General features: G+C 38.8%; 27 protein-coding genes and 1 riboswitch. Of the genes, 10 read left to right on the top strand and 17 right to left on the bottom strand.

Going from position 1 to position 25,476, the window contains the following annotated elements; translation table 11 throughout:
• Positions 1–67: 67 nt before the first annotated feature.
• Positions 68–586, bottom strand: coding sequence for a shikimate kinase (locus tag CZ809_RS11075; protein ID WP_080157691.1), 519 nt, complete (start codon positions 584–586; stop codon positions 68–70).
• 234 nt (positions 587–820) lie between these two features.
• On the opposite strand from CZ809_RS11075, the gene CZ809_RS11070 reads away from it, so the two are divergent.
• Positions 821–1,177 carry a DsrE/DsrF/TusD sulfur relay family protein gene (locus CZ809_RS11070; RefSeq protein WP_080157690.1) on the top strand — a complete coding sequence of 119 codons (357 nt, stop codon included), beginning with the start codon at positions 821–823 and terminating at the stop codon, positions 1,175–1,177.
• Positions 1,178–1,265: 88 nt separating this feature from the next.
• Here CZ809_RS11070 and CZ809_RS11065 read toward each other — a convergent pair whose 3' ends face one another.
• Positions 1,266–2,294 (bottom strand): substrate-binding domain-containing protein, encoded by a 1,029-nt coding sequence (locus CZ809_RS11065; RefSeq protein WP_080157689.1) that lies wholly within the window; start codon positions 2,292–2,294, stop codon positions 1,266–1,268.
• 198 nt (positions 2,295–2,492) lie between these two features.
• Here CZ809_RS11065 and CZ809_RS11060 point away from each other — a divergent pair, with 198 nt between their 5' ends.
• From CZ809_RS11060 to CZ809_RS11030, 7 genes are all read left to right on the top strand, one after another.
• A complete protein-coding gene (locus tag CZ809_RS11060; protein ID WP_080157688.1) occupies positions 2,493–2,825 on the top strand; it encodes a tRNA-binding protein in 333 nt (110 codons plus the stop codon).
• 234 nt (positions 2,826–3,059) lie between these two features.
• Positions 3,060–3,629, top strand: a complete 570-nt coding sequence (locus CZ809_RS11055; protein WP_080157687.1) for a sugar O-acetyltransferase — start codon at positions 3,060–3,062, stop codon at positions 3,627–3,629.
• 112 nt (positions 3,630–3,741) lie between these two features.
• On the top strand, positions 3,742–4,749 hold the full coding sequence (locus tag CZ809_RS11050; RefSeq protein WP_080157686.1) for a transposase: 1,008 nt from the start codon (positions 3,742–3,744) through the stop codon (positions 4,747–4,749).
• Between the two features lie 328 nt (positions 4,750–5,077).
• On the top strand, positions 5,078–5,548 hold the full coding sequence (locus CZ809_RS11045; RefSeq protein ID WP_080157685.1) for an Sbal_3080 family lipoprotein: 471 nt from the start codon (positions 5,078–5,080) through the stop codon (positions 5,546–5,548).
• 228 nt (positions 5,549–5,776) lie between these two features.
• Positions 5,777–6,118, top strand: coding sequence for a 5-carboxymethyl-2-hydroxymuconate Delta-isomerase (locus CZ809_RS11040; RefSeq protein WP_080157684.1), 342 nt, complete (start codon positions 5,777–5,779; stop codon positions 6,116–6,118).
• Between the two features lie 91 nt (positions 6,119–6,209).
• Positions 6,210–6,608: a cystatin domain-containing protein gene (locus tag CZ809_RS11035; protein ID WP_080157683.1), complete on the top strand. Its 399-nt coding sequence runs from the start codon at positions 6,210–6,212 to the stop codon at positions 6,606–6,608.
• 313 nt (positions 6,609–6,921) lie between these two features.
• Complete coding sequence (locus CZ809_RS11030) at positions 6,922–7,572, top strand: Qnr family pentapeptide repeat protein (RefSeq protein WP_080157682.1); 651 nt, start codon at positions 6,922–6,924, stop codon at positions 7,570–7,572.
• A gap of 66 nt (positions 7,573–7,638) precedes the next feature.
• On the opposite strand, the gene CZ809_RS11025 is transcribed toward CZ809_RS11030, so the two are convergent.
• The 6 genes from CZ809_RS11025 to CZ809_RS11000 form a co-directional block, all read right to left on the bottom strand.
• Positions 7,639–8,079, bottom strand: a complete 441-nt coding sequence (locus tag CZ809_RS11025; protein ID WP_080157681.1) for a VOC family protein — start codon at positions 8,077–8,079, stop codon at positions 7,639–7,641.
• A 100-nt stretch (positions 8,080–8,179) separates the two neighbouring features.
• Positions 8,180–9,769: a Na+/H+ antiporter NhaC family protein gene (locus tag CZ809_RS11020; protein ID WP_080157680.1), complete on the bottom strand. Its 1,590-nt coding sequence runs from the start codon at positions 9,767–9,769 to the stop codon at positions 8,180–8,182.
• 83 nt (positions 9,770–9,852) lie between these two features.
• A riboswitch (Lysine riboswitch) is annotated at positions 9,853–10,027 on the bottom strand.
• A gap of 151 nt (positions 10,028–10,178) precedes the next feature.
• Positions 10,179–12,365 carry a cytochrome-c oxidase, cbb3-type subunit III gene (gene ccoP / locus CZ809_RS11015; RefSeq protein WP_080157679.1) on the bottom strand — a complete coding sequence of 729 codons (2,187 nt, stop codon included), beginning with the start codon at positions 12,363–12,365 and terminating at the stop codon, positions 10,179–10,181.
• Positions 12,362–12,970 carry a cytochrome-c oxidase, cbb3-type subunit II gene (ccoO, locus tag CZ809_RS11010; protein WP_080157779.1) on the bottom strand — a complete coding sequence of 203 codons (609 nt, stop codon included), beginning with the start codon at positions 12,968–12,970 and terminating at the stop codon, positions 12,362–12,364. The genes ccoP and ccoO overlap by 4 nt, the downstream gene beginning before the upstream one ends.
• Positions 12,963–14,381: a cytochrome-c oxidase, cbb3-type subunit I gene (gene ccoN / locus CZ809_RS11005; protein ID WP_080157678.1), complete on the bottom strand. Its 1,419-nt coding sequence runs from the start codon at positions 14,379–14,381 to the stop codon at positions 12,963–12,965. Before ccoN ends, ccoO begins: the two co-directional genes overlap by 8 nt.
• 81 nt (positions 14,382–14,462) lie before the next feature.
• A complete protein-coding gene (locus tag CZ809_RS11000; protein ID WP_080157677.1) occupies positions 14,463–14,825 on the bottom strand; it encodes a c-type cytochrome in 363 nt (120 codons plus the stop codon).
• Between the two features lie 458 nt (positions 14,826–15,283).
• Here CZ809_RS11000 and CZ809_RS10995 point away from each other — a divergent pair, with 458 nt between their 5' ends.
• A complete protein-coding gene (locus CZ809_RS10995) occupies positions 15,284–15,523 on the top strand; it encodes a cell division topological specificity factor MinE (protein WP_080157676.1) in 240 nt (79 codons plus the stop codon).
• A gap of 102 nt (positions 15,524–15,625) precedes the next feature.
• On the opposite strand, the gene artM is transcribed toward CZ809_RS10995, so the two are convergent.
• The 5 genes from artM to punC all read right to left on the bottom strand — a co-directional run bounded on the left by artM (position 15,626) and on the right by punC (position 20,184).
• Positions 15,626–16,297, bottom strand: coding sequence for an arginine ABC transporter permease ArtM (gene artM, locus CZ809_RS10990; protein ID WP_080157675.1), 672 nt, complete (start codon positions 16,295–16,297; stop codon positions 15,626–15,628).
• Positions 16,294–16,998 (bottom strand): arginine ABC transporter permease ArtQ, encoded by a 705-nt coding sequence (gene artQ, locus CZ809_RS10985; RefSeq protein ID WP_080157674.1) that lies wholly within the window; start codon positions 16,996–16,998, stop codon positions 16,294–16,296. Before artQ ends, artM begins: the two co-directional genes overlap by 4 nt.
• A gap of 3 nt (positions 16,999–17,001) precedes the next feature.
• Entirely contained in the window at positions 17,002–17,736 is a 735-nt protein-coding gene (locus tag CZ809_RS10980; RefSeq protein ID WP_080157673.1) for a lysine/arginine/ornithine ABC transporter substrate-binding protein, read from the bottom strand.
• Positions 17,737–17,800: 64 nt separating this feature from the next.
• Entirely contained in the window at positions 17,801–18,529 is a 729-nt protein-coding gene (gene artP, locus CZ809_RS10975; RefSeq protein WP_080157672.1) for an arginine ABC transporter ATP-binding protein ArtP, read from the bottom strand.
• 449 nt (positions 18,530–18,978) lie between these two features.
• Positions 18,979–20,184: a purine nucleoside transporter PunC gene (gene punC / locus CZ809_RS10970; protein WP_080157671.1), complete on the bottom strand. Its 1,206-nt coding sequence runs from the start codon at positions 20,182–20,184 to the stop codon at positions 18,979–18,981.
• A 104-nt stretch (positions 20,185–20,288) separates the two neighbouring features.
• Here punC and punR point away from each other — a divergent pair, with 104 nt between their 5' ends.
• Entirely contained in the window at positions 20,289–21,191 is a 903-nt protein-coding gene (punR, locus tag CZ809_RS10965; protein WP_080157670.1) for a DNA-binding transcriptional activator PunR, read from the top strand.
• Positions 21,192–21,277: 86 nt separating this feature from the next.
• Here punR and CZ809_RS10960 read toward each other — a convergent pair whose 3' ends face one another.
• The 4 genes from CZ809_RS10960 to CZ809_RS10945 all read right to left on the bottom strand — a co-directional run bounded on the left by CZ809_RS10960 (position 21,278) and on the right by CZ809_RS10945 (position 25,426).
• Positions 21,278–21,886 carry a CDP-alcohol phosphatidyltransferase family protein gene (locus CZ809_RS10960; protein ID WP_080157669.1) on the bottom strand — a complete coding sequence of 203 codons (609 nt, stop codon included), beginning with the start codon at positions 21,884–21,886 and terminating at the stop codon, positions 21,278–21,280.
• A 20-nt stretch (positions 21,887–21,906) separates the two neighbouring features.
• Positions 21,907–22,542, bottom strand: a complete 636-nt coding sequence (locus CZ809_RS10955) for an ATP-binding cassette domain-containing protein (RefSeq protein WP_080157668.1) — start codon at positions 22,540–22,542, stop codon at positions 21,907–21,909.
• A 4-nt stretch (positions 22,543–22,546) separates the two neighbouring features.
• A complete protein-coding gene (locus CZ809_RS10950) occupies positions 22,547–24,214 on the bottom strand; it encodes an ABC transporter permease (RefSeq protein ID WP_080157667.1) in 1,668 nt (555 codons plus the stop codon).
• 99 nt (positions 24,215–24,313) lie between these two features.
• Positions 24,314–25,426 (bottom strand): ABC transporter substrate-binding protein, encoded by a 1,113-nt coding sequence (locus CZ809_RS10945; protein WP_370738019.1) that lies wholly within the window; start codon positions 25,424–25,426, stop codon positions 24,314–24,316.
• Positions 25,427–25,476: the final 50 nt, after the last annotated feature.

The raw sequence follows: 25,476 nt of genomic DNA, 5'->3' as shown, positions 1-25,476 counted from the left end.
CATTATCAATAACGCTCACAGTGTGAAAACTATATTTAGTTAATACTGTGGGCGTTTTTATTGGTGGTTACTTATTATAAAACGCATTAAGTTGCTGAATAATTTCATCTTTACCATCGATATTGTGTAATTTCTTAACACTATCATCGGGAATTTCAAAAATATGTTTAATCGCCTCAGCACTAGCATTAGAAATACCATTAGTTCGGTATTCTAAGCGTTGGTGAATTAACTTATCTGATGTGGTTACATAAATCAGATCAATATTATCAACATACTGGCGAATGTAATCGCGGTGTTTTTTCTTATATGCCCCTTGAGTGATCACCAGACGTGGATAAATAGCACGATAGTAGTGAATTTTATCAACAATACGGCTAAAAAATTGGTCACGCATTTCTTCTGTAAACGGCTGCTTCTCGGCAATAACCTGACGCATTTCATCAGTAAGATCATCATCTGCATGGTAAACAAACCATTCATGATGAGCGCCAATAACGTCACCGACAAATGATTTTCCTGCACCTGATAAGCCAAACAAAAACAACACTGATGGGGCAGAAGTTAGTTGGAGGCGATGGCTCATTAAATGCTCACTGTAGATGACAATTAGGTTATGGCAATTGCATTTAACATACAATTACACGTTAAGGGCGTTAATGTGCCAAATTATTGCTGCAGTTAAAAGTTTAAAATTACAAAAAATACCGCTAGAGAATAAAAAATAGACATTAGGTGCGGTTTACATTCATAAATGACTACTGACGATGGATTTCATGGTAAAACAGAAGTCGAAAAATCAGATAGGGATAGGAAAACAATGCAAACCATATTGATAATAATTAATGATGCTCCTTATGGAGCTGAGCGTCCGTTTAATGCACTGCGATTGGCCATAAAACTAAATGAACAAGACGCTGAGCCTGTTGCTGTGAAAGTTTTTTTAATGTCTGATGCTGTCACCTGTGCACTAGCAAAACAAGCCCCAACAGAAGGGTATGATATTCAACAAATGGTTGAGATTGTTCTAGCCCAAGGTGGTGAAGTTAAATTGTGTAAAACATGCTGCGCCGCACGCGGATTAACAGCATTACCATTAATTGAAGATGTTGTAATTGCAACATTGGATGATTTAGCAGAGTGGACACTTGCAGCTGATAAAGTGTTTACGTTCTAAAGTAGTGCTGCTAGATAATAGCCGCATCAGTGACAGTGTCACTGATGCGGTTATATAGTGGGCATATAGAAATTCAGTCAAACGAAAATTATTGAGGACTCATTACTGATAAACGTTTGACTAAGGTTGGCACAAACATATGCGTAATACTTGAATCAGATTTTGTGGTATTCGATGTTGATTGTTTTGCCGCCGCCGCTAATTGAAAAGCCAATTGCGTTGCTTGTTCTGCCATGATCTGAATGGGATAGCGGACAGTTGTTAGTTTAGGATGCAGATACTTTGCAATTAAGCCATCGTCAAAGCCAATTAAAGACATCTGATTTGGTACCGTTAAACCATTACCTTCAAGTACAGATAAGCATCCCGCTGCCATATAATCGTTATAAGCCGCAATCGCCGTTATTGGTTGATTTTTGGCGAGTAGGTTAGTCATTGCGATCTCACCACCATCTTCATCTGGTGTGCCATATTCAATATAGCTTTGTGGTGCAGCCAGCTGATGTGCTTGTAAAGCATCTAGATAGCCTTGCTTGCGCTGCTCAGTATCTTCAATATCATGATTGGAACAAATATAACCAATATGCTGGTGGCCATGTTTAATTAATAGCTCTGTCGCTAGATATGATCCTCGGTGGTTATCAAGCGCAATACAGCGATCAGCTATCTCAGGAATAAAGCGGTTAATAAGCACCATTCCCGGCACTTCTTGCGCGTAAGCGATTAATTCATCATTAGATAAACTTTTACTGTGAATAATTAACGTATCACAGCGGCTATTGATCAATAGTTCAATAACATCACGCTCACTGTCAGCATTATGGTAGCCATTACCTATCAATAAATGCTTATTGTGTTGGCGAGCAATATTGTCGATCGATTTGATCATCGCGCCAAAGAAAGGATCAGAAACATCACCCACTAACACGCCAATAGTATTGGTTGATTGGCTGACTAACGCACGAGCATTAGCATTGGGACGATAACCCAGCGCCTGCATTGCTTGTGTTACTGCGGTAATAGCAGCTTGACTTGCTTTTGGTGATTTATTGATCACCCTAGATACGGTTGCGACAGATACTTCGGCGAGTTTCGCCACATCTTTGATTGTTGCCATGATCACCTCTTTACTGTTGAAGCTATTAAACTACGCTTGTGTAAATAACGCAATTTAACTGTGTGATATAGCTAACTAATTTGAAATGATATTCTTTGTAAATCAATATTTAATTGGTAGTGTAAACGTTAACATAAAGGGTATATATACCACGATTAATAATGAACTTAATTGAGTATTAAATACAAAGGAGATTCCATGGACACTATTTCGTACGCAGATTTCGCTAAATTAGATATTCGTGTGGGTAAAATTATTGATGTTGTTCGGCATGACAATGCCGATAAATTGTATATTGTTCAAATTGAAGTGGGTGAAACTAAGCTTCAAACCGTCACTAGTTTAGTGCCTTACTACACCGAAGAGCAATTATTGGGTAAGCAAGTGGTAGTACTATGTAATCTAGCCAAAGCCAAGATGCGCGGTGAAACATCAGAGTGCATGTTGTTATGTGCTGAAATGGATGATGAATCTGAAAGCGTGTTATTAACTCCAGAACGTTTAATGGCTACGGGCGTTAAGATAGTTTAATTACTGTTTGTAAATATGTATAGCAACTGTAGTTAGTAAAAATTGAAACTAAACGATAGGAGCCCGATTTTTTGATTACAATCGGGCTTTCAAAGTAAAACATCATCTGATTTATAGTGCTTGTTAGATTATGACGAAGGGGTATGGGCGCGTGTTTAAAAATAAATTTGAGTAAGTTAGCCGTATAATAAGTTGTTAGTTTTTTGGACTGCCTTCAGTAATCTAGGTATATAAATGAAAGTATTGAGTAACAGAGCGAAGAGTCATATTAGTGGAGAACTGTATAATCCAGACTCAGAAGGGTTACCTGAAGATAGACTTAAGGCCGCTAAATTATGCCATCAAATAAGCACATGCTTTGAAGTCGATGAAAAAAATCTTTTGATTCAAAGACTGTTTGGTTGTTCAGATGAGACGACTCAGTTAAACGGTCATTTTTTTTGCGATTATGGCTATAACATAAAAGTCGGTAAAAACTTCTATATGAATACCAACGGTGTCATTTTAGACTGTGGCAAGGTCATTATTGGTGATTATGTAATGATAGGCCCAAATGTTACATTATGCACAGCTGGACACCCACTTGATGCTGCAACTCGCTATACCTATGAAGAGTTTGCTAAACCAATTAATATAGGTAATAAAGTTTGGATTGGCGCTAATGTGGTTGTTTTACCAGGTGTAAGTATTGGCGATGGTGCTGTTGTCGGTGCTGGGAGTGTTGTGACAAAAGACGTACCTGACAATACGGTTGTTGTAGGTAATCCAGCAAGAGTAGTGAAAAAAGGGATCAATGTAGCTTAGGTAAAGATTCGCAGTTAAGTGAAAGAATAAAAAAGAATAATGGACAGCCATAACCTTGCACATCAACCATGAGCTACTATAGTTAAGCTTCAAGTTGCTTATGGTGGAACGAATGACAATCTCAAGACGGAAATTGATAGAGCCTCAAATTACACCTTTTTATCATGTGATTAATCGCTGTGTACGTCGTGCCTATTTGTGTGGGGATGACCCGTATAACGGTAAAAACTATCAACACCGTCGAGGTTGGATAGTAAATAAAATCAAACAATTAGCTTCTGTGTTTTGTATTGATGTTTGTGCTTATGCTGTAATGAGTAACCATTATCATTTAGTGCTTAAAATAGATACCGAGCAGCAGCAAAAGTTAACTCCAGAAGCGGTAATATCTCGCTGGTTACAGTTATTTAATGGTCATCCTATTGCGGTCGAATTTTTAAAAGAGGGTCAAATTGACTCTGATAAACAACAAGCATTATCAAATTTAGTGGCTGAATGGCAGCAACGATTGGGTAGTATTAGCTGGTTTATGCGTTGTTTGAATGAAGAAATTGCGCGAAAAGCCAATAAAGAAGATCAATGCAAAGGTGCATTTTGGGAAGGGCGGTTTAAGTCTCAAGCATTACTCGACGAACAAGCGTTATTATCATGTATGATGTACGTTGATTTAAACCCGATAAGGGCGGGCGTTACACCGTCACTAGAGCAATCAGATTTTACCTCAATTCAGCAGCGTATTCGTGAATATAATCAAACGAAAACTCCCTTTAAACCATCCTCATCAAACAAAAGTCATTTCCAATTATTACCCTTTGTTGGCGGAGAACATCAAGCTAAAACCGCAGGGATAAACTTTGCTTTTGCCGATTACCTAGAACTAATTGATTGGACTGGTCGGTGTATTCGAAATGATAAAAAAGGCTTTATTGCACCTAATCAACCCAAGATTTTACAGCAAATGGGAATAACAGCAGATGCTTGGCTTGAGCACAGTGAACAATTTATGGAACATTATGCCAATGTAAGCGGTAGATGGTCCCGAATGTGTGCTTTTAAACAACGTATTGGTGGACATTGGTGTAAAGGAAAGTTAGCGAGTCATCAGTTACACCCTAATTAGACATAGTTTTTATAATCGAATGCAAATACCGCAATAACCGTTAGGATTGTGGGCTTTGTTGATCCTGAAATATAGAAAGAGAATTGATTTAACGGATAATTCAAATAATAAGTCGTAAATTTTAGATTCGAGAGTTTATTGCTAGTGGAATAAATTATTTTTTAAGATCGTTTTTTAAGAACTAAAATATATGGCTGTCCAAGATTAAAGAGATACATTATTTATTTTAACTAAAACAAGTTGCGTATGAGGATAATCTTGTCTAGATCTTTACGGGCTTTAATTGCGGCCTATTTTTAATAATGTATTAATTAATAAGACTTATTAGATGAAAAAAATATTATTACTTTCCACTATTTCTTTAACATTAATTGGTTGTGGTTCACCTCGTTATACTGGTAGTTCTGTGCCAATAACAAATATTAAACCAGAGGTTGTTATTGTTCAGGATAATGATACTCGTGCTGGATTTCTCGATACAATAAAAGTTTGGCTTCAAGATAATAACTATTCGTACATTATTTCCCCTGATAATTCAAAGCATGATTTGAATAAATTAACGATTGAATATGAAGGGCATTGGGGCTGGGATCTTGCTTTGTATTTAAAAGATGCGGAGATAAAAGCATACCAAGGTGGTCAAAGAGTTGGTGATATTAAGTTTAAGGTACCTTACACCGCTAACCCTAATAAATTTGGTAATGCGAGCAAACGAATTGGTTTTATGATGGATACGTTATTTGGTCAAATGACGCCAGCTCAAGCAACAAAGGCTGCGAATTCATCTACTGTAAATTAATACTATAGTTTGTTCGTATATTACAGTCGAAATAAAGATAATTTTTAGCTGTTATTCTTGATTTCGTTTGTAATCTCACAAGGTGATAATTTGGCATTGCTCACAGATTGATACATTAGTGACTAAAATCTAATTTGGTAAACTAATATTAGCGATATTAAGTGGTTATGATATTTATTCAGCGCTAGTGTTACAAAATATTAGCTGTACTAAAGAGGGAGTAACAATATGCCACATTGTATCGTGGAATATGCCAAGGATTTAGAAAACGACATTGATTTAAATGAATTAATGACTACCGCGCATTTTTCTATTTTTAGTTCAGGTATTTTTGAAGAAGAAGACATAAAAACTCGCCTTGTTCCTTATGAGATTTATCGAACGGGAACAACAGCCAAGCCATTTGTGCATATTACATTACGTATTTTACCCGGCCGTTCTGAACAGCAGAAAGATATGTTATCTGAATTGATATTGCATAATGTCGCTTCTATGTTTCATTCTGATATTGCCATTAGTGTGGAGATTGAAGATATTAATCAGCAATCTTATCGGAAATATGTAGTGTAAAGTTGCAAATTAAGCTTTTTTTTCAATTTTATTTGCAATGAACACTGTTTTTATGTTGTTATAGAGATGTCTACTATAAATAGGAAAAGTCATGAATAAGAAACTTCTGGTTGTTGCTTTGGGTTCATTAGCGTTAGTGGCGTGTAGTGCACAAGATGTTAAAACGACTAACGAGGCAAATATGCAAACGGGCTGTGACTATACTCACGCAATTCCTGGTGGCTGGCAACAAGGTGAAATCACACCTGAAGTAACGGCTGCAGCACAAGCCGCAGTAAAAGACATTGCTGGTGATCATCAGTTAAAAAATGTTATTCATGTTACTCAACAAGTTGTTGCTGGTATGAATTACAACGTTACATTTTCAATCGAAAATCATGACGTTTATACCGCTAAAGTTTTCCGTAGTTTAAAAAACACTTACACTGTTGAATCAGTAAACAAGAAAGTTGGCGCTGCTTCAAATTGTGATGTGCCTAATCATTTATAGCGTGTGGTTATTATTTAACCGCAACCTCTAATGAAAAAACAGCTGCTGCTATTGATTATTGATCAATACCAGCGGCTGTTTTTTTATGTCTATTTATAACACCCTAATAGCGCCTTTGTTAGGCGTTAATAAAAACAATAAACGTTCATGCATTTTATTTTAAATAACATGACTAGCACCCCTTAAAAACGCGAGATTTAGCTATTTAAGCTAATGTAAAAAAATATTTATTAGTTCACTGTTTTTACTGGTAATTAATGGTTTTTTGTTATTAATATAGGGCTGTTTTTAGACATTAATAGAGTAATAATTGATGCATGTTGCAAAAAAACAATTCGATGGCGAAGTCTTTTCCCATCAAGATTTAAGTGAAGCAACCTTTGAACAATGTCAGTTTTTTCGCTGTGATTTTTCACGTGCAAATTTAACCGATGCTTGTTTTATTGATTGTAGCTTTATTGAAGCAGGAGAGACTGACGGTTGCAGTTTTGCTTATACGAAATTAAAAGATGCCAGTTTTAAAGGTTGTAATTTAGCGATGGCAAATTTTCGTAACGCACAATGCTTTGGTATTGAATTGCACCAATGTAATCTTAAAGGTGCTGATTTCCATTATGCGTCTTTTGCTAATTACATTACGCATAATTCTTTTTTTTGTTCGGCATTTATTTCTGGATGTGATTTGAGCTATGCCAACTTAGAAAGTGTGATGCTTGAAAAATGTGAGCTATTTGAAAACCGTTGGCGTGGCGCTAATTTAATCGGCGTGTCATTTAAAGGTTCTGATTTAAGCCGTGGTGAATTTTCAAGTGAGCAATGGCAACAAGCGATATTTAATGAAGCTAACCTATGCCATGTTGATCTTGATAATGTTGATGTTCGCCGAGTGTCTTTGGAAGGGGCTCAAATTTGTGATTGGCAACAAGAGCAACTATTAGGTAATTTAGGTATCGTTGTTTTATAAATAGTTATGCTAATCAATGATCGCCACAGGAATACGGGATATGCCTGTGGCAGCATTGATTAATGGTTACCATTCACCAATGTTAGCTTGTGAAACCCACGGTTCAGCAGGGGATAACGGCTCACCTTTTTGCAGTAATTCAATTGAAATACCATCAGGCGAACGGACAAAAGCCATATGACCATCACGGGGTGGGCGATTAATCGTCACGCCGCTGTCTTGTAAGTGTTGGCATAATTGATAAATATCATCAACACGAAATGCAAGATGACCAAAATTACGGCCGCCAGTATAGGCTTCAGCATCCCAATTGTAGGTTAATTCTAATAATGGCGATTGTGTTTGAGCCGCCGTTTGTACTTGAGCGGGTGCGGCTAAAAATACTAATGTAAAACGCCCACGTTCACTTTCTTTTCTATTTGTTTCAACTAACCCTAATTTATTGCAGTAAAAGTCCAGTGAGGCATCTAAATCACTGACACGTACCATAGTGTGTAAATATTCCATTATTTCTCTCCTGATCAAAAAAATCCCCGCGGTTTAGTGCTATAGAATAAATCAAATAAGCACGAAAACGAACGAGGATTATCGTTAATAGCGGTTGTTGTTAATGAGTTTGTGTCGCTACAACGAGTTGTTGTTTCTTATCTTGGCGCACATGGTAGACACAACAACCGATGAACCAGACTGAACTTACTGCAATACCGATAATGGTTGAGCCTGTTATACCCATTGCAAGGTAGCCAAGGAAAGCACCGAAAGCGACAGTTAATGCGTAAGGTAACTGCGTCATAACGTGATCCATGTGATGACTGCCTGCACCTGTTGCTGACAAAATACTGGTGCTTGAAATCGGTGAACTGTGATCACCAAAGACAGAACCTGCTAATACTGCTGATAGCATAGGCATTAATAAGTTAACATCACTTGCAATCGCCATATCACCTGCCAATGGCAGCATGATACCAAATGTACCCCAACTAGTGCCGGTCGCAAAAGACATACCACATGAAAGTAAGAACACTAATGCAGGCAGTAACTCAACAGGTAGGCCATATTTTGTTAATGATGCTAAGTATTGGCCAGTTTCCATATCGCTGACAACAGTACCAATTGTCCATGCAAATAACAGAATGATAATTGCTGGCATCATCGCTTGAACACCTTGAGGTGCAGCTGTTAACCATGTCTTTAGTGGCAACTTTAAGCGCAGTGCTAACACAATGGATACTACAAGACTACATAATGCGGCATACACTAATGATGAACCTACATCTGTATGCTCGATTGAGCCAATTAAGCTAAATGCCAGACCTTTAGCGGCTAAAACTTCTGCGCCACTGATGATCATAAACACAACGCTAGAAACAGTCAGAGTAAGAATCGGTAAGACCATATCAATCATGGTGCCATTACCTTCACCTTCTGTGGTGATTTCTAGCCCTTTTGGGTGACCTTTTGATTCATCCCAAAGTTGGCCGTCACGTGCGCGCTCTTCGTGCTTACGCATTGGACCAATATCAAGTTGGAACGTGATAACCACAAGCACCATTAATAAGGTAAACACAGCATACAGATTCATTGGAATCATCTGTACGAATAATGAAATCGGACTCGTTTCAGTAATATCGTTGGTCACCAAAATACCACCAAGGATCGCAATGATATAGGCGCCCCACGATGAAATAGGGGTAATAACACATACAGGTGCTGCGGTTGAATCTAACAGGTAAGCTAATTTTGCACGTGAAATTTGAAAACGGTCAGTTACGGGGCGACAAATAGGTCCAACAGATAAGCTGTGGAAGAAGTCATCAATAAAAAAGGCAAATACCATCATACCCGTTAAGATATTGGCACTGCGACGATCTTTACAGCGACGAACACCCCATTCAGCAAATGCCTTGGTTGCGCCTGTTGCGGTCATTAAGCTAATCAAACCACCGAGTAATAACATAAATAATAACATGTTAACGTTACTGGTATTGATCGCACCATCAGCCCAAACTAAGCCAAGAATTTGATGTAAAAGATATTGTAGTGCTGCGAGTGGGTTGAAATTATTTAGAAGGATTGATCCTGCAACAATGCCCACGCCTAAAGATAACAATACGCGGCGGGTAGTAATTGCAAGAATAACTGCCAGTAGTGCGGGAACTACTGATAATAATGAATCAGAATATTGAACTAAATTCATGGATCTCTTAAACACCTATAATAAGGTGGAGATCTACCGAAAGGATAGAGAAACAGATTTCTTTAGAAATAATACTTCTTATCCCTTAGGGTAGCGCTCCATAGACAACATAACTATGGCAGTTCTGTACTTATTAAATACAGAACCAGCGATTATTGATGACTCAATAATTACTTCGGCGCTGACTCCTTTCTTCGGCTCTCATTGGGGATCTCCCTCCAACCGAATACTTTTAGGCAGCGCGCCTCTACTCAAAGGATTAGTCTTGACTATACCTAGATATTTCTCACAAGCAATAAAAAATAATGCTAAATTGTGTAATAGGTTTAAAATACAGCAGCTCAGCTAACTGATTATAGTTTCAATCAGTTAGCGTATGCTTATTTCGTTATTGTTGCATATTGTTTCGTTATTCAGGAGCCTCATTTATCGGTTGGGTCATATTATGAATATTGCCTGCAAATCCTGCTTTGATAAGATCTTGACGAATTTTAGTTACCTCTTTTTCTGTCACAGGGATATTTCTTCCCCCTAATTTTTGACGTACAAATGTAATTAATTGAGCCAAATCAGCATCATTTAAAACGGTGTTAAAACTACTCATTGGCATAAAATCTATTTCTTGTTCTAAGAAGTTTGGCATTAAGCCTCGAATAGTAACGGCAATAGTGTCATACGGATCTTTATGCATGATGATGCCATTATTAAGCAGTGCTGGTGCAATACCTTCGCGACCTTTACCATCTGGACCATGACAAGCACCACAGGTTTGAATGTACAGCCCATATAATTGTTGATCTTTAGTTTGTTGATCGGCAGAACCTTCAGCTAAATTAGGATTCTGAATATTTATTTGTGCTGGTGTTAAATCACCAAAGCCTGGTGGTGTAATTTGACCAACCGATTTATCTAATACGTTATATTTGTCGCCTGTAATAAGGTATTCCGCAATAGCACTGACATCTTCACGGGTTAAATAGCGGGTACTGTTTTTTACCACTTCCGCCATACCACCAAATGCGGTGCCTTTTTCGGAATGGCCTGTTTTAAGAAAATCAGTCAGTGAATTTACATCCCAGCGATCTTGATAAAGCTCGGTTGCGGTAATATCAGGAGCCATCCAACCATCAATTAAATTACCTTGAAAGAGCTTATCGGCAATTAACGCTTGAGCAATATTTCGTGGTGTGTGGCACTCAGAACAGTGACCTAAGCTCATGGTTAAATATTTACCCCGACGCCAAGTTTCAGTGCTGTTGGCTGGATATTGTAATGGGTCGGTATCAAGAAATGCGATATTCCAACCTAATAAGCCTAAGCGAATATTACTTGGAAACATCATTTGGTTATCTAAATTACGAGTATTCACATAATCGAGTGATTGCATGTATACCCACAATGCTTTGGTATCAGCATCAGTGATGTATTGATAAGAAGAGTAGGGCATTGCAGGATAAAGATAGCCGTGTTTGCCTTTACCTTTATGCAGAGCATCATAAAACTCAGTATATGTGTAATCACCAATTCCAAATTCAGGGTGCGATGAAATATTAGTGGAATACAATGTACCAAATGGAGTAACAAAACCTAATCCGCCACCAAATAATTCGCCACCTTCACCAGTATGACAAGCAACGCAGTCTCCAGCGTAAGCGAGATATTGTCCTTGAGTAATTTGCTCTTTGTTTAATTGGGCAATTTCGGTTTTACGAACAGTATTTTGATGACGTAGATAGGCGCCTAATGCTTGAATTTCAGCATCAGAAAGTTGCTGGGCAAAGGCTGGCATAACATTATTAAGACCATTGTTTATGGTATGCGTAATGCCCTCAATACTGCCATTATGTAACCAGATATTATCGGTTAAATTGGGTGCACCTAGTAATTGATTGCCTTTTGCATCACTACCGTGACAACTGGTACAGTTTTTATTAAAGACAGTTTTACCTTGCTGTAATGCAAAACTTGATGCTGAAAGAATACGATCAGCTTGTAACGAGGCAATATAAGTGGCGACATGATTGATATCTTCAGCAGATAGAAGAGTTTTCCAACCCGCCATAACACCATTACGGCCTTGAGTAATGGAGTGATAAATATCTTTATCTGTACCGCCATAAAGCCACACATCATCAGTTAAGTTAGGAAAGTGGGTTTGACCTTCCGCTTCACTCAAATGACAAGCGGCACAATGGGTTTGAAACAGGGCTTTACCCGTGGTTACTATGGTATCGTCTTGGCTCAATTGCAGATATGAACTGTCGTTGAGTTTTGCTTGTATGATTTGTGCTTCTAAATCAGTCGCATGAGGCTGAGTAGCTTCACTGGTTGATTTCCATGCCATTAAGCCTTGCCAGTTACCAAGTCCAGGGTAAAACACTAAAAATATAGCAGCGAATAGAAATGCAATGCCATAAGAGAACAATAATAACTTAGGAACAGCAGCATCGTTTTCTTGAATGTTATCAAAACTATCAACTGTTTTATCTTTATCTGCAGTATGATTTTTTCGCCAATAATACACCACGACGATGAGCATAAAAATTAAAAACAGTAAGGTCAATAATGTAACCCAATTGCTCCAGAAAGTGTTCATTGCTGTACTCCCTGCTCGTGTCCTAGACTTTGTAAATAAGCAATCAGTGCCTCAGCTTTGGTATGACCTTTAACGGCAAGGCGTGCTTGTTGTATTTCTTTATCATTATAAGGCACACCTAATATGTGTAATGCTTTGAGTTTTGCTTCTGCATCTTCTCCATCTAGCACCTGTTCAAATAACCAAGGATAGGCGGGCATGATAGAGGTGGGTACAACATCACGTGGATTATTGAGGTGTATAGCATGCCATTGATCAGAGTATTTGCGTCCAAGATTGGTGAGATCAGGGCCGGTACGTTTAGATCCCCATAAATTAGGAAATTCATAAATATCATCGCTTTCTCGGCTATAGCGGCCATAACGTTTTATTTCTGCATCTAAGGGGCGCACCATCATGGTATGACAGGTGTGGCAGCCCTCACTGATATAGATATCGCGACCTTCAACCTCTAATGCAGTCAGTGGTTTAGCACTGGATTCTGCAATTAGTTTGTCTTGATAAAAGAATGCGGGTAGCACCCAAACAAGAAAAGAAATACTGGCAACAATGACGGTGGAAATAATTAAGATAAACACCGATTGTGTGAAATCTTTATTAAGCATGTTCATTGATCTCCTCAGTTGAGGATGGGGTTGTTAATGGCTGTTTTAGGGTGCGATAAAGGTTATATATCATTAGTACTAACCCAAATACAAAGCTGACACCACCGATGAAACGCGCCAACATCCATGGTGAGGAAAAGTTCATTGCATCTACAAAACTATAAGTTAAGCTGCCATTTGGCTCTTGTTGTAACCACATATAACCTTGACCAATGCCAGCGATCCACAATGCTACTGCGTAAATAAGAATTCCTATATGTGCAAACCAAAAATGCCATTTAACTAAGCGATTCGACCATAATTGCTGGTGGCCCCAAAGGCGGGGAATAAAATAATAAAAAACCGCAATGGCAGACATGCCCACCCAACCTAGAGCCGCAGAATGCACATGACCGATGATCCAGTCAGTGTTGTGCGCAATCATATTAAACCAACGAATAGCCAGTAATGGGCCTTCAAATGTGGCAAGGGCATAATAGATAATGGCGGAGAAAAAGAACCACATAATGTAATCATGCTTGAGCTTAGGTTTGTTACTGAGTAAGGTCATAATGCTATTAAATGCACCACCCCAAGAGGGGAGCCATAAAATAAGTGACATTACGATCCCAAGATTTTGTAGCCAATCAGGAACAGAAGAATAAATAAGATGGTGTGTACCGGCCCATGTATAAAATCCGACTAGGCCCCAAAAGTGAATAATAGACAAACGGTAAGAGTAGATTGGGCGGTCGGATATTTTAGGAATGAAGTAGTAGTTCATTCCAATAATACCAGCGGTCAGAAGGAAGCCAACGGCATTATGCCCCCACCACCATTGTACGATTGCATCTTCAGCGCCAGAATAAATTGAATATGATTTCCAGAAGGTTACGGGCAATTCAAGATTATTGACGATAAAAATCATCGCAATAACTAAAATAAAAGCGCCATAAAACCAGTTGGCGACAAATATATGTGCCACGGTTCTTTTGGCGATGGTGCCAAAAAATAAAATGGCATACAGAACCCAAACAACTGCAATTAAAATATCAATTGGCCATTCAAGTTCGGCATATTCTTTTGAGGTAGTAAAACCAAGTGGTAGCGTAATAACAGCAAGGATTAATATAAGTTGCCAACCATAGTAAACAAACCAAGACAGGCAGTGGTTAAATAATGGCACTTTACAGGTTCGTTGAACGATATAAAGCGAAGTACCCATTAAAATATTCACCACAAAACCAAAAATAACCCCGTTGGTATGTAATGGTCGTAGGCGACCGAATTGAAAATACTCTGAGTTTAAATTGAGCGCGGGCCAATAAAGTTGTCCTGCAAGAATAACGCCTATCGTCATGGCTATTAGTCCCCAGATAACACTAGTAACCATGAAGTATTTAACAACTTTATAATTGTATTGAATATCCATTCTTAAAACCTTTGACTGTGTTATTTGTCAAAAAACAATTTGTTAAATTAATCGCGCTATGTTGCTATTGATATATGGTTACTAATTATTATCGTTTGTAGATTTTGATTTAACGTGATTAAAATAATACGCAATATCTAGCATATCTTGTTCACTTAATACGTCAGCCTGTGCATGCATAAGAATGGCTAACCCGTCATTACGTTGACGTAATTTATAAGCTTTCAATGCTGCGACAAAATACGCTTGTTTTTGGCCTTGAAGATTAGGGTAGGTATCAATGGTAGAAATGCCATCAACACCATGACACGTCATACATACCACTGATTTTTCTTTGCCTTGCAAATACTGTGTTTCCGTATTGGATTCTGTGGCTGTAACGGCTATCGAACAAAGGAAGGTGCAAGTTGTGAATATGAATCTAACGAATGAATGTTGTGTCATAGTCGATACTCTATTTTATCATTATGATCGTGTATTAACGGTGGCGTAATTAAATCTTGTTATTTAAAGATAGAGTAAAAGGTGCTTTTTTGAGGAGGAGATCGTGTGATTTTTCGAGCCCATTTCTTAAAGATAGGAATAATGACGTTCTATTTTAGTTATGGTTGTTTTAATTATAAATTATAATTTCAGGCGGTCTTCTTAATAAACAGTTGTTTAGTTGTATATCAATCAAGAGAATGGAGTTTGAAATAAGTGGTGGATATTAACTATGAGCTACAATGTAAATAAGCGATGATTATGATTATTTATATATTAGATGGTTATTGGTTATATGGTTATTAGTTATATAATGCAGCTATTATTATAACGAGTTAACAAATATGAAACTATTTAATGGTATTTAGTATCATAATCTAATATTTTATAGGTGTTTATAAAAAATAAGGATGTTTACTATGAACTTCTTCTTCCGTTCAAAAAAGAAGGCTGCAAAAGTAACAACAGCATTACAAGCAAAGGAAAGGCTTGTAAGTGAGATTACCCGCCACAGAACATCACGACATTTACAATTGATGAAAGAAGAGTTAAGTGCGTTGTTAGCGCAATTCTCTCATATTAAAGAGAATAAAATTGACGTAGTTGAGAACACAAAATCCCAATTAGTTTTAAAAATCAATGCCAAACTAAGTCATTAAATTATGATAAATATTATTGTATTTAGTAATTAAAAAGCCGACATTATATCGGCTTTTTAATCGAGGTAATATGCCGCTATTATTGAGCTACTATACTCAATCTTAACGTGCAGCTTCAAACGCAAGCGCTTTTTTCTCAAACACTCGAAACAGTAATGTCAGTAAACCATTAACCGCAAGATAGAATGCTCCCGCCACAGCAAAGACCGTCAAAGTATCATAAGTTTGTGCGTTAATACGTTGTGCATAACCCATAATATCCATAATCGTAATCGTGCTGGCAAGTGATGTGCCTTTAAATACTAAGATCACTTCGTTTGAATAAGCAGGCACTGCACGACGAATAGCAAAAGGCAGTAATACCCCCAATGTTGCTTTAGTATTCATACCAAGAGCGCGACAAGCATGCCATTGACCTTGAGGTATGGCATCAAAAGCCCCTTTAAATAGCTGGGTACTATAAGCTGCCGTATTTAAAGCCAATGCCAGCATGGCACAAAACCAAGGTTGGCTTAACCAATCCCATACGAAGCTTTGACGAATAACTTCAAATTGTCCTGGGCCATAATAGACTAAAAATATTTGTACTAATAATGGCGTTCCCGTAAAGAGGGTGATAATACCGCGGCTGATCCAGTGAAGAATTGGGGTACGTAATATCAAACTTGCCGTCATTAATAACGCCAAACTACAACCGACCAATAAAGAGGCTGCGGTTAACTCAAGGCTGGTAATTAGCCCTTGTACCATTAGCCAAAAATTTTGTTCATTCATGCGGTTGCTCCTTGGCTTTTATGGGTTTGAGTACTAGAGCCATCTTGCTCGCTGAATTTCTTTTCAATTATTTTAATCAGACGTTGCGTGATTAAGGTAATAATTAAATACACCGCTGCAGCCGTGGCATACCACGTAAAGCTTTCATGCGTTGCTGCTGATGCTAATTGGGCTTGCTTTAATAAATCAGTAACACCAATTAACGAAACAAGTGCGGTGTCTTTTAATAATACCAACCATTGATTAGTCAAACCGGGCAACGCATGACGCACTGTTTGCGGCAAAATAATGCTGAAAAAAGTACGTTGTTTACTTATTCCAAGTGCCGTTGCTGCTTCGCGTTGACCTTTGGGAACAGCTTTAAGTGCTCCTCGTATCGTTTGAGCGGCATAAGAAGCAAAGATAAGTGATAATGCAATGACACCAGATAAAAAGGGGCTGATCTCAATGAATTCGCCAGTGACATAAAAAATAATTTCGCCCGAACCAAAAAAGATAAAAAGTACAACTAATAGTTCAGGCAGACCACGGAGGATAGTCACGATAAATGTTGTTGGCCACGCGATAGCACGATATCGTGACATTTCGCCGCCTGCAAATAACATCGCTAAAACTAACCCTACCGCTAAACTGACAAAAGCAAGCTGGATTGTCATCCAGCTAGCCTCTAGCAGGGATTGTGAATATCCCGTTAATATCATAACTTACTTACCAAAATACTGTTCAAAGATTGCTTGGTACTGGCCATTTGCTTTAATGGCTGCCAGCGCTTTATTTAATTGTTCTACTAATGCTTGGTTGTTTTTATTTACTGCAATGCCAAAACCATTACCGAAATATTTCGCATTGGTAACTGGCTTACCGACATAAGACAGTTTGTCGCCGTTGTCTTTCTTAAACCATTCAGCCACAACAGCAGTATCACCAAATACAGAATCAATACGGCCATTTTGCATATCAATAAATGCATCTTGGTAACTGGTATAAGGTACCGCTGTTACGTCAGGCATTTGATCGGTGATATAGCTCTGGTGTGTTGAACCATTTTGTACACCGACACGCTTACCTGTTAGGGCTGCTTGATCAGCAACATGGTCTTTTAATGATACAAACGCAGCGGCATTGTCATAATAGGTATTACTAAAACTGACTTGTTGTTGACGTGCCTCGGTAATATCCATTGCTGAAATTGCAGCATCATAACGTTTGAATTTTAGCGCAGGAATTAGACTATCAAACGCTTGATTATGGAACGTACAGGTTGCTTTCATTTCTGAACACAAGGCTTTAGCAATATCAATATCAAAACCTTGAATTTGATTGTTCGCATCCATGTATTCAAATGGTGCATAAGTCGCTTCTGTTGCAAATTTAAGATCTTGTGCCATGACATGACCAGATGCTAAGCCAATTATTGCCGCTAATAACATTTTTTTCATCGCTATACTCCATGCGGATTGATCACGTAGTTTTCTATCTACGCAGTTTTAAAAAAGAGACCTATTAATGGTTAAGGTATTCTGCAAATTGGGTGGTTTTTGGTGTTGTAAAAGAGTCATGGTTACCATGTTCAATCACACGTCCGTCTTCCATATATAAAATGTGACTTGCAATTTTTTTTGCAAAATCAACTTCATGAGTAACGACAACTTGGGTTATCCCTGTGCCGCTGAGATCTTTTATGATCTTAACGATTTGACTAGTGATCTCTGGATCCAAGGCTGCGGTTGGCTCATCAAATAGCAACACGTCAGGTTTCATCATCAATGCACGCGCAATCGCGACTCGTTGTTGTTGGCCACCTGAAAGTTGTAACGGCCATGCATTTGCTTTATCTGCAAGGTGTAATTGCGTCAAAATATCCAATGCTTGTTGTTTAGCAATCGCTTTATCGAGACCTAATACTTTGGTTGGTGCTTCGATTAAATTTTCAATCACTGTTTTATGGGGCCAGAGATTGTACTGTTGAAAAACCATTCCCACTTTTTTTCTCAACGCTAAGCCTTTTTGTTCTGAAATAGGCTTTGAAAAATCAAATATATTATTAGCTATCGTTAAATTGCCATCTGTTGCGTTCTCTAGCAGGTTTAATACTCGCAATAACGAGCTCTTTCCTGCGCCGCTTGGGCCTAATAAAACGAGGGTTTCGCCAGTGTTACAAGTAAAGCTGACATCATGCAGTACTTGGTTTTGACCGTAAAATTTATTGATATTACTTACTTGAATACTCATGCTCTAATACTGCATTAATCATCACTTAATTTATATACTACTCATCACGATATCTTATGCAAGGAAAATGTATAAAAAAATAATATGTTGCGTATTTGTTTAATTACTAATGATTTAACCTGCTAAATTACTTAGTTACAATGTTTATTTTTAACAATTAATAAACCTTATCTAAATATTAGAGTTTGAGTGCATAATAGTGATTAGAAAGAGATGTTTCATTGTTTTAATGGAATGATTAATTAGTCATTGTTGTGTGAGTCATTATGTAAGTGGATTTATAGTTGGATGGTGGCGATATTATTGTTTTTATTTATGCTTAAATAGCACATATTGATAGGAAGATAGGAGGAGCCAATGAAAGGCGTACAAGTTCATTAAGCCACAACAAATAGGCAAAAAAAAGCAGCCGACGAAGGCTGCTTCTAATAATTAAAGAGAGCAAGTTATTACGCGGTTGCTATTACTGCTTGCTGGTGGCGTGCTTTTGTCACCAGAATGAAACCTATAATAGCGATAAAGCCTGTGATGAACATCGCTACTGTGACTGTTAATAAACCAAATCCAGCAAAGGCAGAGACTAAACCACTTGCCGCAAAACAGACCATTGTTTGCATAAAGTTCAGTAGGCCAGCAGCCGTTGCACTACAATTTCTAAAATCAGATAAGGCAGCACTAATAACCAGTGGGTAAATTGCCCCATTAGCAACCGCAAGGAAGCAGAATGGAATAAGAATTGGCCAGATAGTCGTTACATTGATTGAGATTGAAATAACAAACATAATCAAAACGCTGCTAAAGAACAATGCCAAAATCCATGGTAGAAGCTTTTTACTCTCAAAATGATTCAGCAAAGTACGACAGCCGTAACCACCGACAATAAAGGCAACTGTTTGTGGTGCGTAGCTTAAGCCAATATCAGTGCCTGAATAACCCATTGCTGACATAACAAAAGGTGAGCCAGTTAAATAAGCAAAGAAAGCGGCTGAACATGCAGCAAATATTAGCATGTTACCCCAGAATTTCTTTGAGCTTAGAATTTGGTTGTAGTCACTACGCAGTTTAACCGTTAGCTTTTCTTGCTGTTGGCTAAGGTTAGCGCTCTCAGGCTCTTTTAGTGTCATGATAGCTAGCACTGCACCAAAACCAACTAATGCGATGAAAATACTACGCCAGCCTAATTGATGCTCAAGCATGGCACCTAATAAAGGTGCTAAAGCTGGAGACAATGCAACCAACGGCATGATTGTCGCAAACACACGCTCTGATACTTTGCCATCATAACGGTCAACCACAACCGCTTGCCAGATAACCGTTGCACTACATGCGCCTAATGCTTGCACAAAACGTGCAGCAAGGAAGACTTCAATGTTGGGGGCAAAAGAACATGCAATAGAGGCAAGGCTAAACAGCACCATACCGCCAACAAGTACTTTAATACGTCCTACACGATCTGATAATGGACCGTAAATAACTTGTCCTAATGCCATACCAAGTAGAAAGACACTGAGCGAAAGGCCGATAAGAGATTGGGTTGTTGCAAAGTCGGCACGGATCGTTTCAAACGAAGGTAAATACATGTCAGTAGCAAGGAAGCCAAGCATACTTAAACATGCAAACCAGAATAGGGTAATTTTAGAAGGGGTATTTTTCATTTTATACTTTTCGTCAATATTTCAATATGTACTAGTGTAATACTGGTTTTAATAGCTGTGAAACGCTAAAATTTAAACCATGCTTTCAAAAAATTTGATGTGATATGTTTTCTTATAATGATCTCCAAGTTATAGACGTAGTCGCCCGTCGTGGCAGCTTTTCAGGCGCTGCGGAAGAATTGCACAAAGTGCCTAGCGCCATCAGTTATACTGTTAGATTGATAGAAGAGCGTTTAGCTGTCGAATTATTTGTTCGATTGCATAGGCAGGTTAAACTAACGCCAGCAGGGGAGTATTTCGTTGAAGAATCACGCAAAATAATCAAACAGATGCAATTAATGAAATATCAAACACAACGCGTTGCCAATGGTTGGTCACAAAATGTATCTGTCGCTTTAGATACTGTGGTGCGTCAAAGTCGCGTTAATATGTTAGTTAAAGACTTTTATGAACATTTCCCTGATGTCGAATTACACCTCACCATGGAAGTATTTAATGGTGTATGGGATGCCTTAGCAGATGGACGGGCTGACATTGCCATTGGCGCAACTGCTGCAGTACCAGTGGGGGGAAGCTTTGATTATCGAGATATGGGAACATTAACATGGAAGTTTGTGATTGATCCCCTGCATCCTTTAGCGACTTGTGATCATCCATTAGAACCGCATGAGTTAGCACAATATCCAGCCGTTTGTTTAGAAGATACCTCTCGTACGTTACCGAAACGGATCACATGGCTGATGGATAACCAACGCCGAATACTTGTTCCTAATTGGTACAGTGCAATGCAGTGTTTAAAAGCGGGGTTAGGAGTGAGTGTAGTGCCAAGTCACATGGCCATTCCACTAATTGAAGCGGGAGAGCTAATTGAAAAAGAGTTAGCCATTAAACCGTCAGTGAGTCCTTGTTGTTTAGCATGGAATACTGAAACCATGAATCCCGCGGTAAGTTGGTTATTAGATTATTTAGGAGATAGCGAACAGTTACATCATCAGTGGGTACGTTGAGTAACGGTTACTTGTGATAAAGAGAAGAAGTTGAAAAATGAAAAGAGATCGCTGGATGAGGTTGTGCTACATCCAGCGGTATTAATTTAATTTTTTAGAGTGTGGTAACCTGCCCAAATACGTGTTGCGGTGGTGATCCAGCATAGTGAGCCAAAAATCCAGGCAATAGTGGCAAAGTGCTGCGGAAGTAAACAAAACAAAACAAAACAGGCAATGGTTTCAGTACCTTCCGTGAGACCACCAATGTAATACAACGATTTATGTTTATATACTGGACTTTCTATATTGCGTTTCCCTGCCATAATTGCAAACGCAAGAAAGCTTGAGCCGGTTCCGATAAAAGAAAAGATCAAGAATGCGCCAGCAACGGCATTGTATTGTGGATCGGCTAATACAAAGCCAAATGGAATCAAAGAATAAAATAAGAAATCTAACGTAATATCAAGAAATCCGCCACAATCGGTAATGCCTTGACGGCGTGCCACTGCACCATCTAAGCCATCAAATAGTCGGTTAATAATAATGAAAAATAGTGCTAATCCATAATACTCAAAGGCTAATGCAGGGAGTGCAAACAGGCCAATCACAAAACCGCTGAGGGTGATTTGATTAGCACTAATTCCATATTTTTCAGGCAACATCGCCAGCTTTGCTAATGGCTGACGTATAAGAGTAATACTGTAACGGTCGAGCATGTGGTGTCCTGCTTGAATATTTATTGCCAAGGCCAGTGTAAAACATCGCCATTTGGGGGGATATCATCGTCGTCATGTGTGACCATCAATGCCGGAATATTGCGTTGTTGAATTTGATTAAACACAAATTGACGAAATGCTGCGCGTAGGGTTTTATCTAATTTACTAAAGGGTTCATCAAGTAATACTGCTTGGGGTTGCGACAATAATAATCGCATCATACTTATCCTTGCTCGTTGACCTCCGGAAATTTCATGGGCTTGCTGATGTTGTAAATGGAGTAAATTCAATTCGTCTAATGTGGCTAACGCTTGGTGCTTACGTTGGCTACCTTTAATATTTTGTGGTAACCCAAACGCGAGATTTTGCCAAATATTAAGGTGAGGAAACAGTAAATCATCTTGAAAAACAATACCTATATGGCGCATATTAGGTGCTAACGAGGTTATTGATTGTTTATTAAGCTGTATTTCACCTGTGACTGTGAAGTCAGGGGCTAGGTGACCTGCAATCGCACTAAGAATAGTGGATTTACCACTGCCACTAGGCCCCATTAACGTCATTATTTCTCCCGCTTCAACCTCAAAAGTTAACGGGCCTATCACGACATTATTATTACGATGACGTAAGGTTAATTGTGAAACAGAAAGGGCCATAAGATTACCTGCTTATTTGAGTTTGAGCGGGTGATGATTTGCGTTGTGCTAATACCATCGCGATAGTAAAAAAGACCAAAGGTAATAATCCTTGTAATAGCCCATAAATTGCACTGATGCGTCGGTCTTGGCCGCTAGCAAGCGTTACCGCTTCAGTGGTTAAGGTGGATACGCGCCCAGCGCCTAGCATTTGAGTGGGTAAATATTGTGCCAAACTGACACTACAGCCAACCGCAAAGGCTAACCATAATGCAGGTTTTAGCTGTGGAAACTTAACTCGCCACCATGTTTGCCAGCCATTTAAGCCTAAACTTCTTGCTGTTTGATCTAATCGTTGATCATAACTGCGCCATGGCCCATCTAACGTAAGATAAATATACGGGAAAACATAAAGCCAATGGCTCCAAATTACCCATTGCCAAAAATAGTGGCCAGAGACAAAAGAGACCGCTGTCTGCATACCAAATAATAGCGATAATTGTGGCGCAACCATTGGAATCGCGATCAGTACTGTAGGGATTCCACGTTGATACTTTTGGCGATATTCAAGGCAAAGAATCACCATGATTAAGGCACAACAGCTGCTGATTAATGCGAGAAAAATACTGTTACCGATGAGCTGTTGTAGTGGTTCAAATTGCTGTTGCCAAAAACGGACACTATAACGGCTGGGGAGTAAGTCAGGAAAACGCCACCGTAAAGCAAATGACCATACAGCCAAAATAGGCAGCATAATTAACGGTAACAATAATAAACCATGACTAAAAAAAGCGGCAATAGGCGAGGGAATACGACGGGTTGAGTGTCGAATTGCGCCGCGATATTGCCATGATGTTGCGTATGATAATCGCCACCATTCTATTAAACGTAATAGTCCAAAAGTAATGATGACAATACCAAATAATAACAATGTTCCTGCTGCTGCGCGTGGAAGTTGGGTTAAGTCACCATCAGTAAACCATTGCCAAATTAGCATTGAAAATGTGCTGGGGTGAGTGGGGCCAATAATTAATGCCACATCAACCACGGCAAGTCCGTAACCGGCAACCGCGAAAATCGCCAAGCGTAATTTTGGTAGCCATAGCGGCAGTATAACCATGTACCATATTTGTTGATGGTTGTATCCCAGACTCATGGATGCTTGATAAAGACGTTTTATATCCAGCTGTTTTAGAATACTGATGCTCATTAATAATAAAAAGGGTGTTTCTTTAATGGCTAATGCAAACAGTAATCCTAAACCAAAGCTATCATGAATAAGCACAGGATAAAGAGTATCTGCGAGGCCTGTATGATGCCAAATACGGGCAATCCAGCCTGTTGATGAGAACATCAGCCCAAAACCAAGCACAAAAGCAATATGAGGGAAAGCGAGTAACGGGGCTAGTAAGCGTTCAATTTTTTGCCACTTTGGGCTAAGCCAATAGCGGCGCAATATCAAATAACACCACCATAGTGCCAGTAATGTACTGCCTAAACCTGACAGTAGTGTTAAAGCAATTGAATGACCAAGATCAGGCCAGGCAAAAAGTTGCTGCCAACCTAATAGCGATGGTTGATGCATGTTTAATGCTGGTAGCCATGCAAAAGCAGGTGCAAGCATACCAAGAAAGCCAATGATCAATGGACTTGCAAATAGCAATAATGTGACAACAAATATAATGGCTAACATAGGGCTCAAATAAACATCAAACAAGGAAAGCTAACTTGCTATCATAATGCAAGTTAGCTTAATTTATAATAAATATAACAGTGAGTTAGTTACTGTAAATTAGTTGCCGTATCTTAGCTGCCATTGATGTTCAATTGCTGCTAGCCATGTTGGGTTTGGCTCTGCAATTGAAGGGTAAGGCGTAAAGCTCGGTTTGTTATATGATGGCGGCAATTGTTTAAACGCCTGCGGACTTAAAATAGTAGGATCTCCCCACACATTGGTGTCAGCTTTGTGCGCTTGTGCTTCTGGGCTTAATAAGAAATTAATCGCTACTAATGCACCGGCTTTGGCATTTGCGTTCCACGGAATTGCAACAAAGTGGATGTTAGTTAATGCGCCAGCACTAAAGGCATAAGTTTTTGCTTTATCAGTTAAATTACCATTCGCAATGGCTGCAGCTGCCGCATTAGGGTTAAAGGTGATCGCTAATAATAATTGTTGATCATCAAGTAACTGTACCGTTTCAGCTGTGCCCGCAGGGAATTGCTTTCCTTGATGCCATGCTACTTTGTGGAGCTGATCAAGATAATGCCATAATGGTGCTGTTACGCGATCAAACAGCGCTTGATCTTTAGGTAACTGTAAGGGTTGATATAATGCTTTTTTGTCTGGTGTGAGTTCTAACAGTGCTGCTTTTAAAAAGCTTGTTCCATGAAACTCTGGTGGTTTAGGGTAGCTAATTTTTCCAGGATGTTGCTGAGCTAAAGCTAATAATGCCTTGAAGCTTTTGGGTGGATTTTTTAGCGTTTCAGGATCATAAATAAACACCAGTTGGCCAACACCCCATGGTGCTTCTAGTCCTTGAGTTGGTTCAGAGAAGTCTTTATCAATAGGCAGTGATTTATTGACATATTTCCAGTTTGGAAGCTGATGCGTAAATGGCCCATACAACAGCCCATTTTGCTTCATTGAACGAAAGTTTTCGCCATTGATCCATACCATATCAACACTACCACCGCTGTTTTTGCCTGCGGTTTTTTCTGCCAATAAACGTTGTGTGGTTTCCGCTATATCGGTCACTTTAACTTGTTTTAAAGTGACACCATAACGCTGTTGTAATTGGGTATTAGCCCATAACAGATAATCATTTATTTCTTGGCTGCCACCCCAAGCATTAAAATAGACGGTTTCTCCCTTAGCTTGAGCAAGGGTTTGTTGCCATGTGGGCATAATATTAACGTTTTTATGCTGTTCACTGGCGTGTGCCGTTACACTACCAA

This window comes from Photobacterium piscicola (assembly GCF_900166965.1).
Classification (GTDB): domain Bacteria; phylum Pseudomonadota; class Gammaproteobacteria; order Enterobacterales; family Vibrionaceae; genus Photobacterium; species Photobacterium piscicola.
The sequence above is the reverse complement of the archived record's forward strand: the minus strand, read 5'-3'. Positions and strand labels throughout refer to the sequence as shown.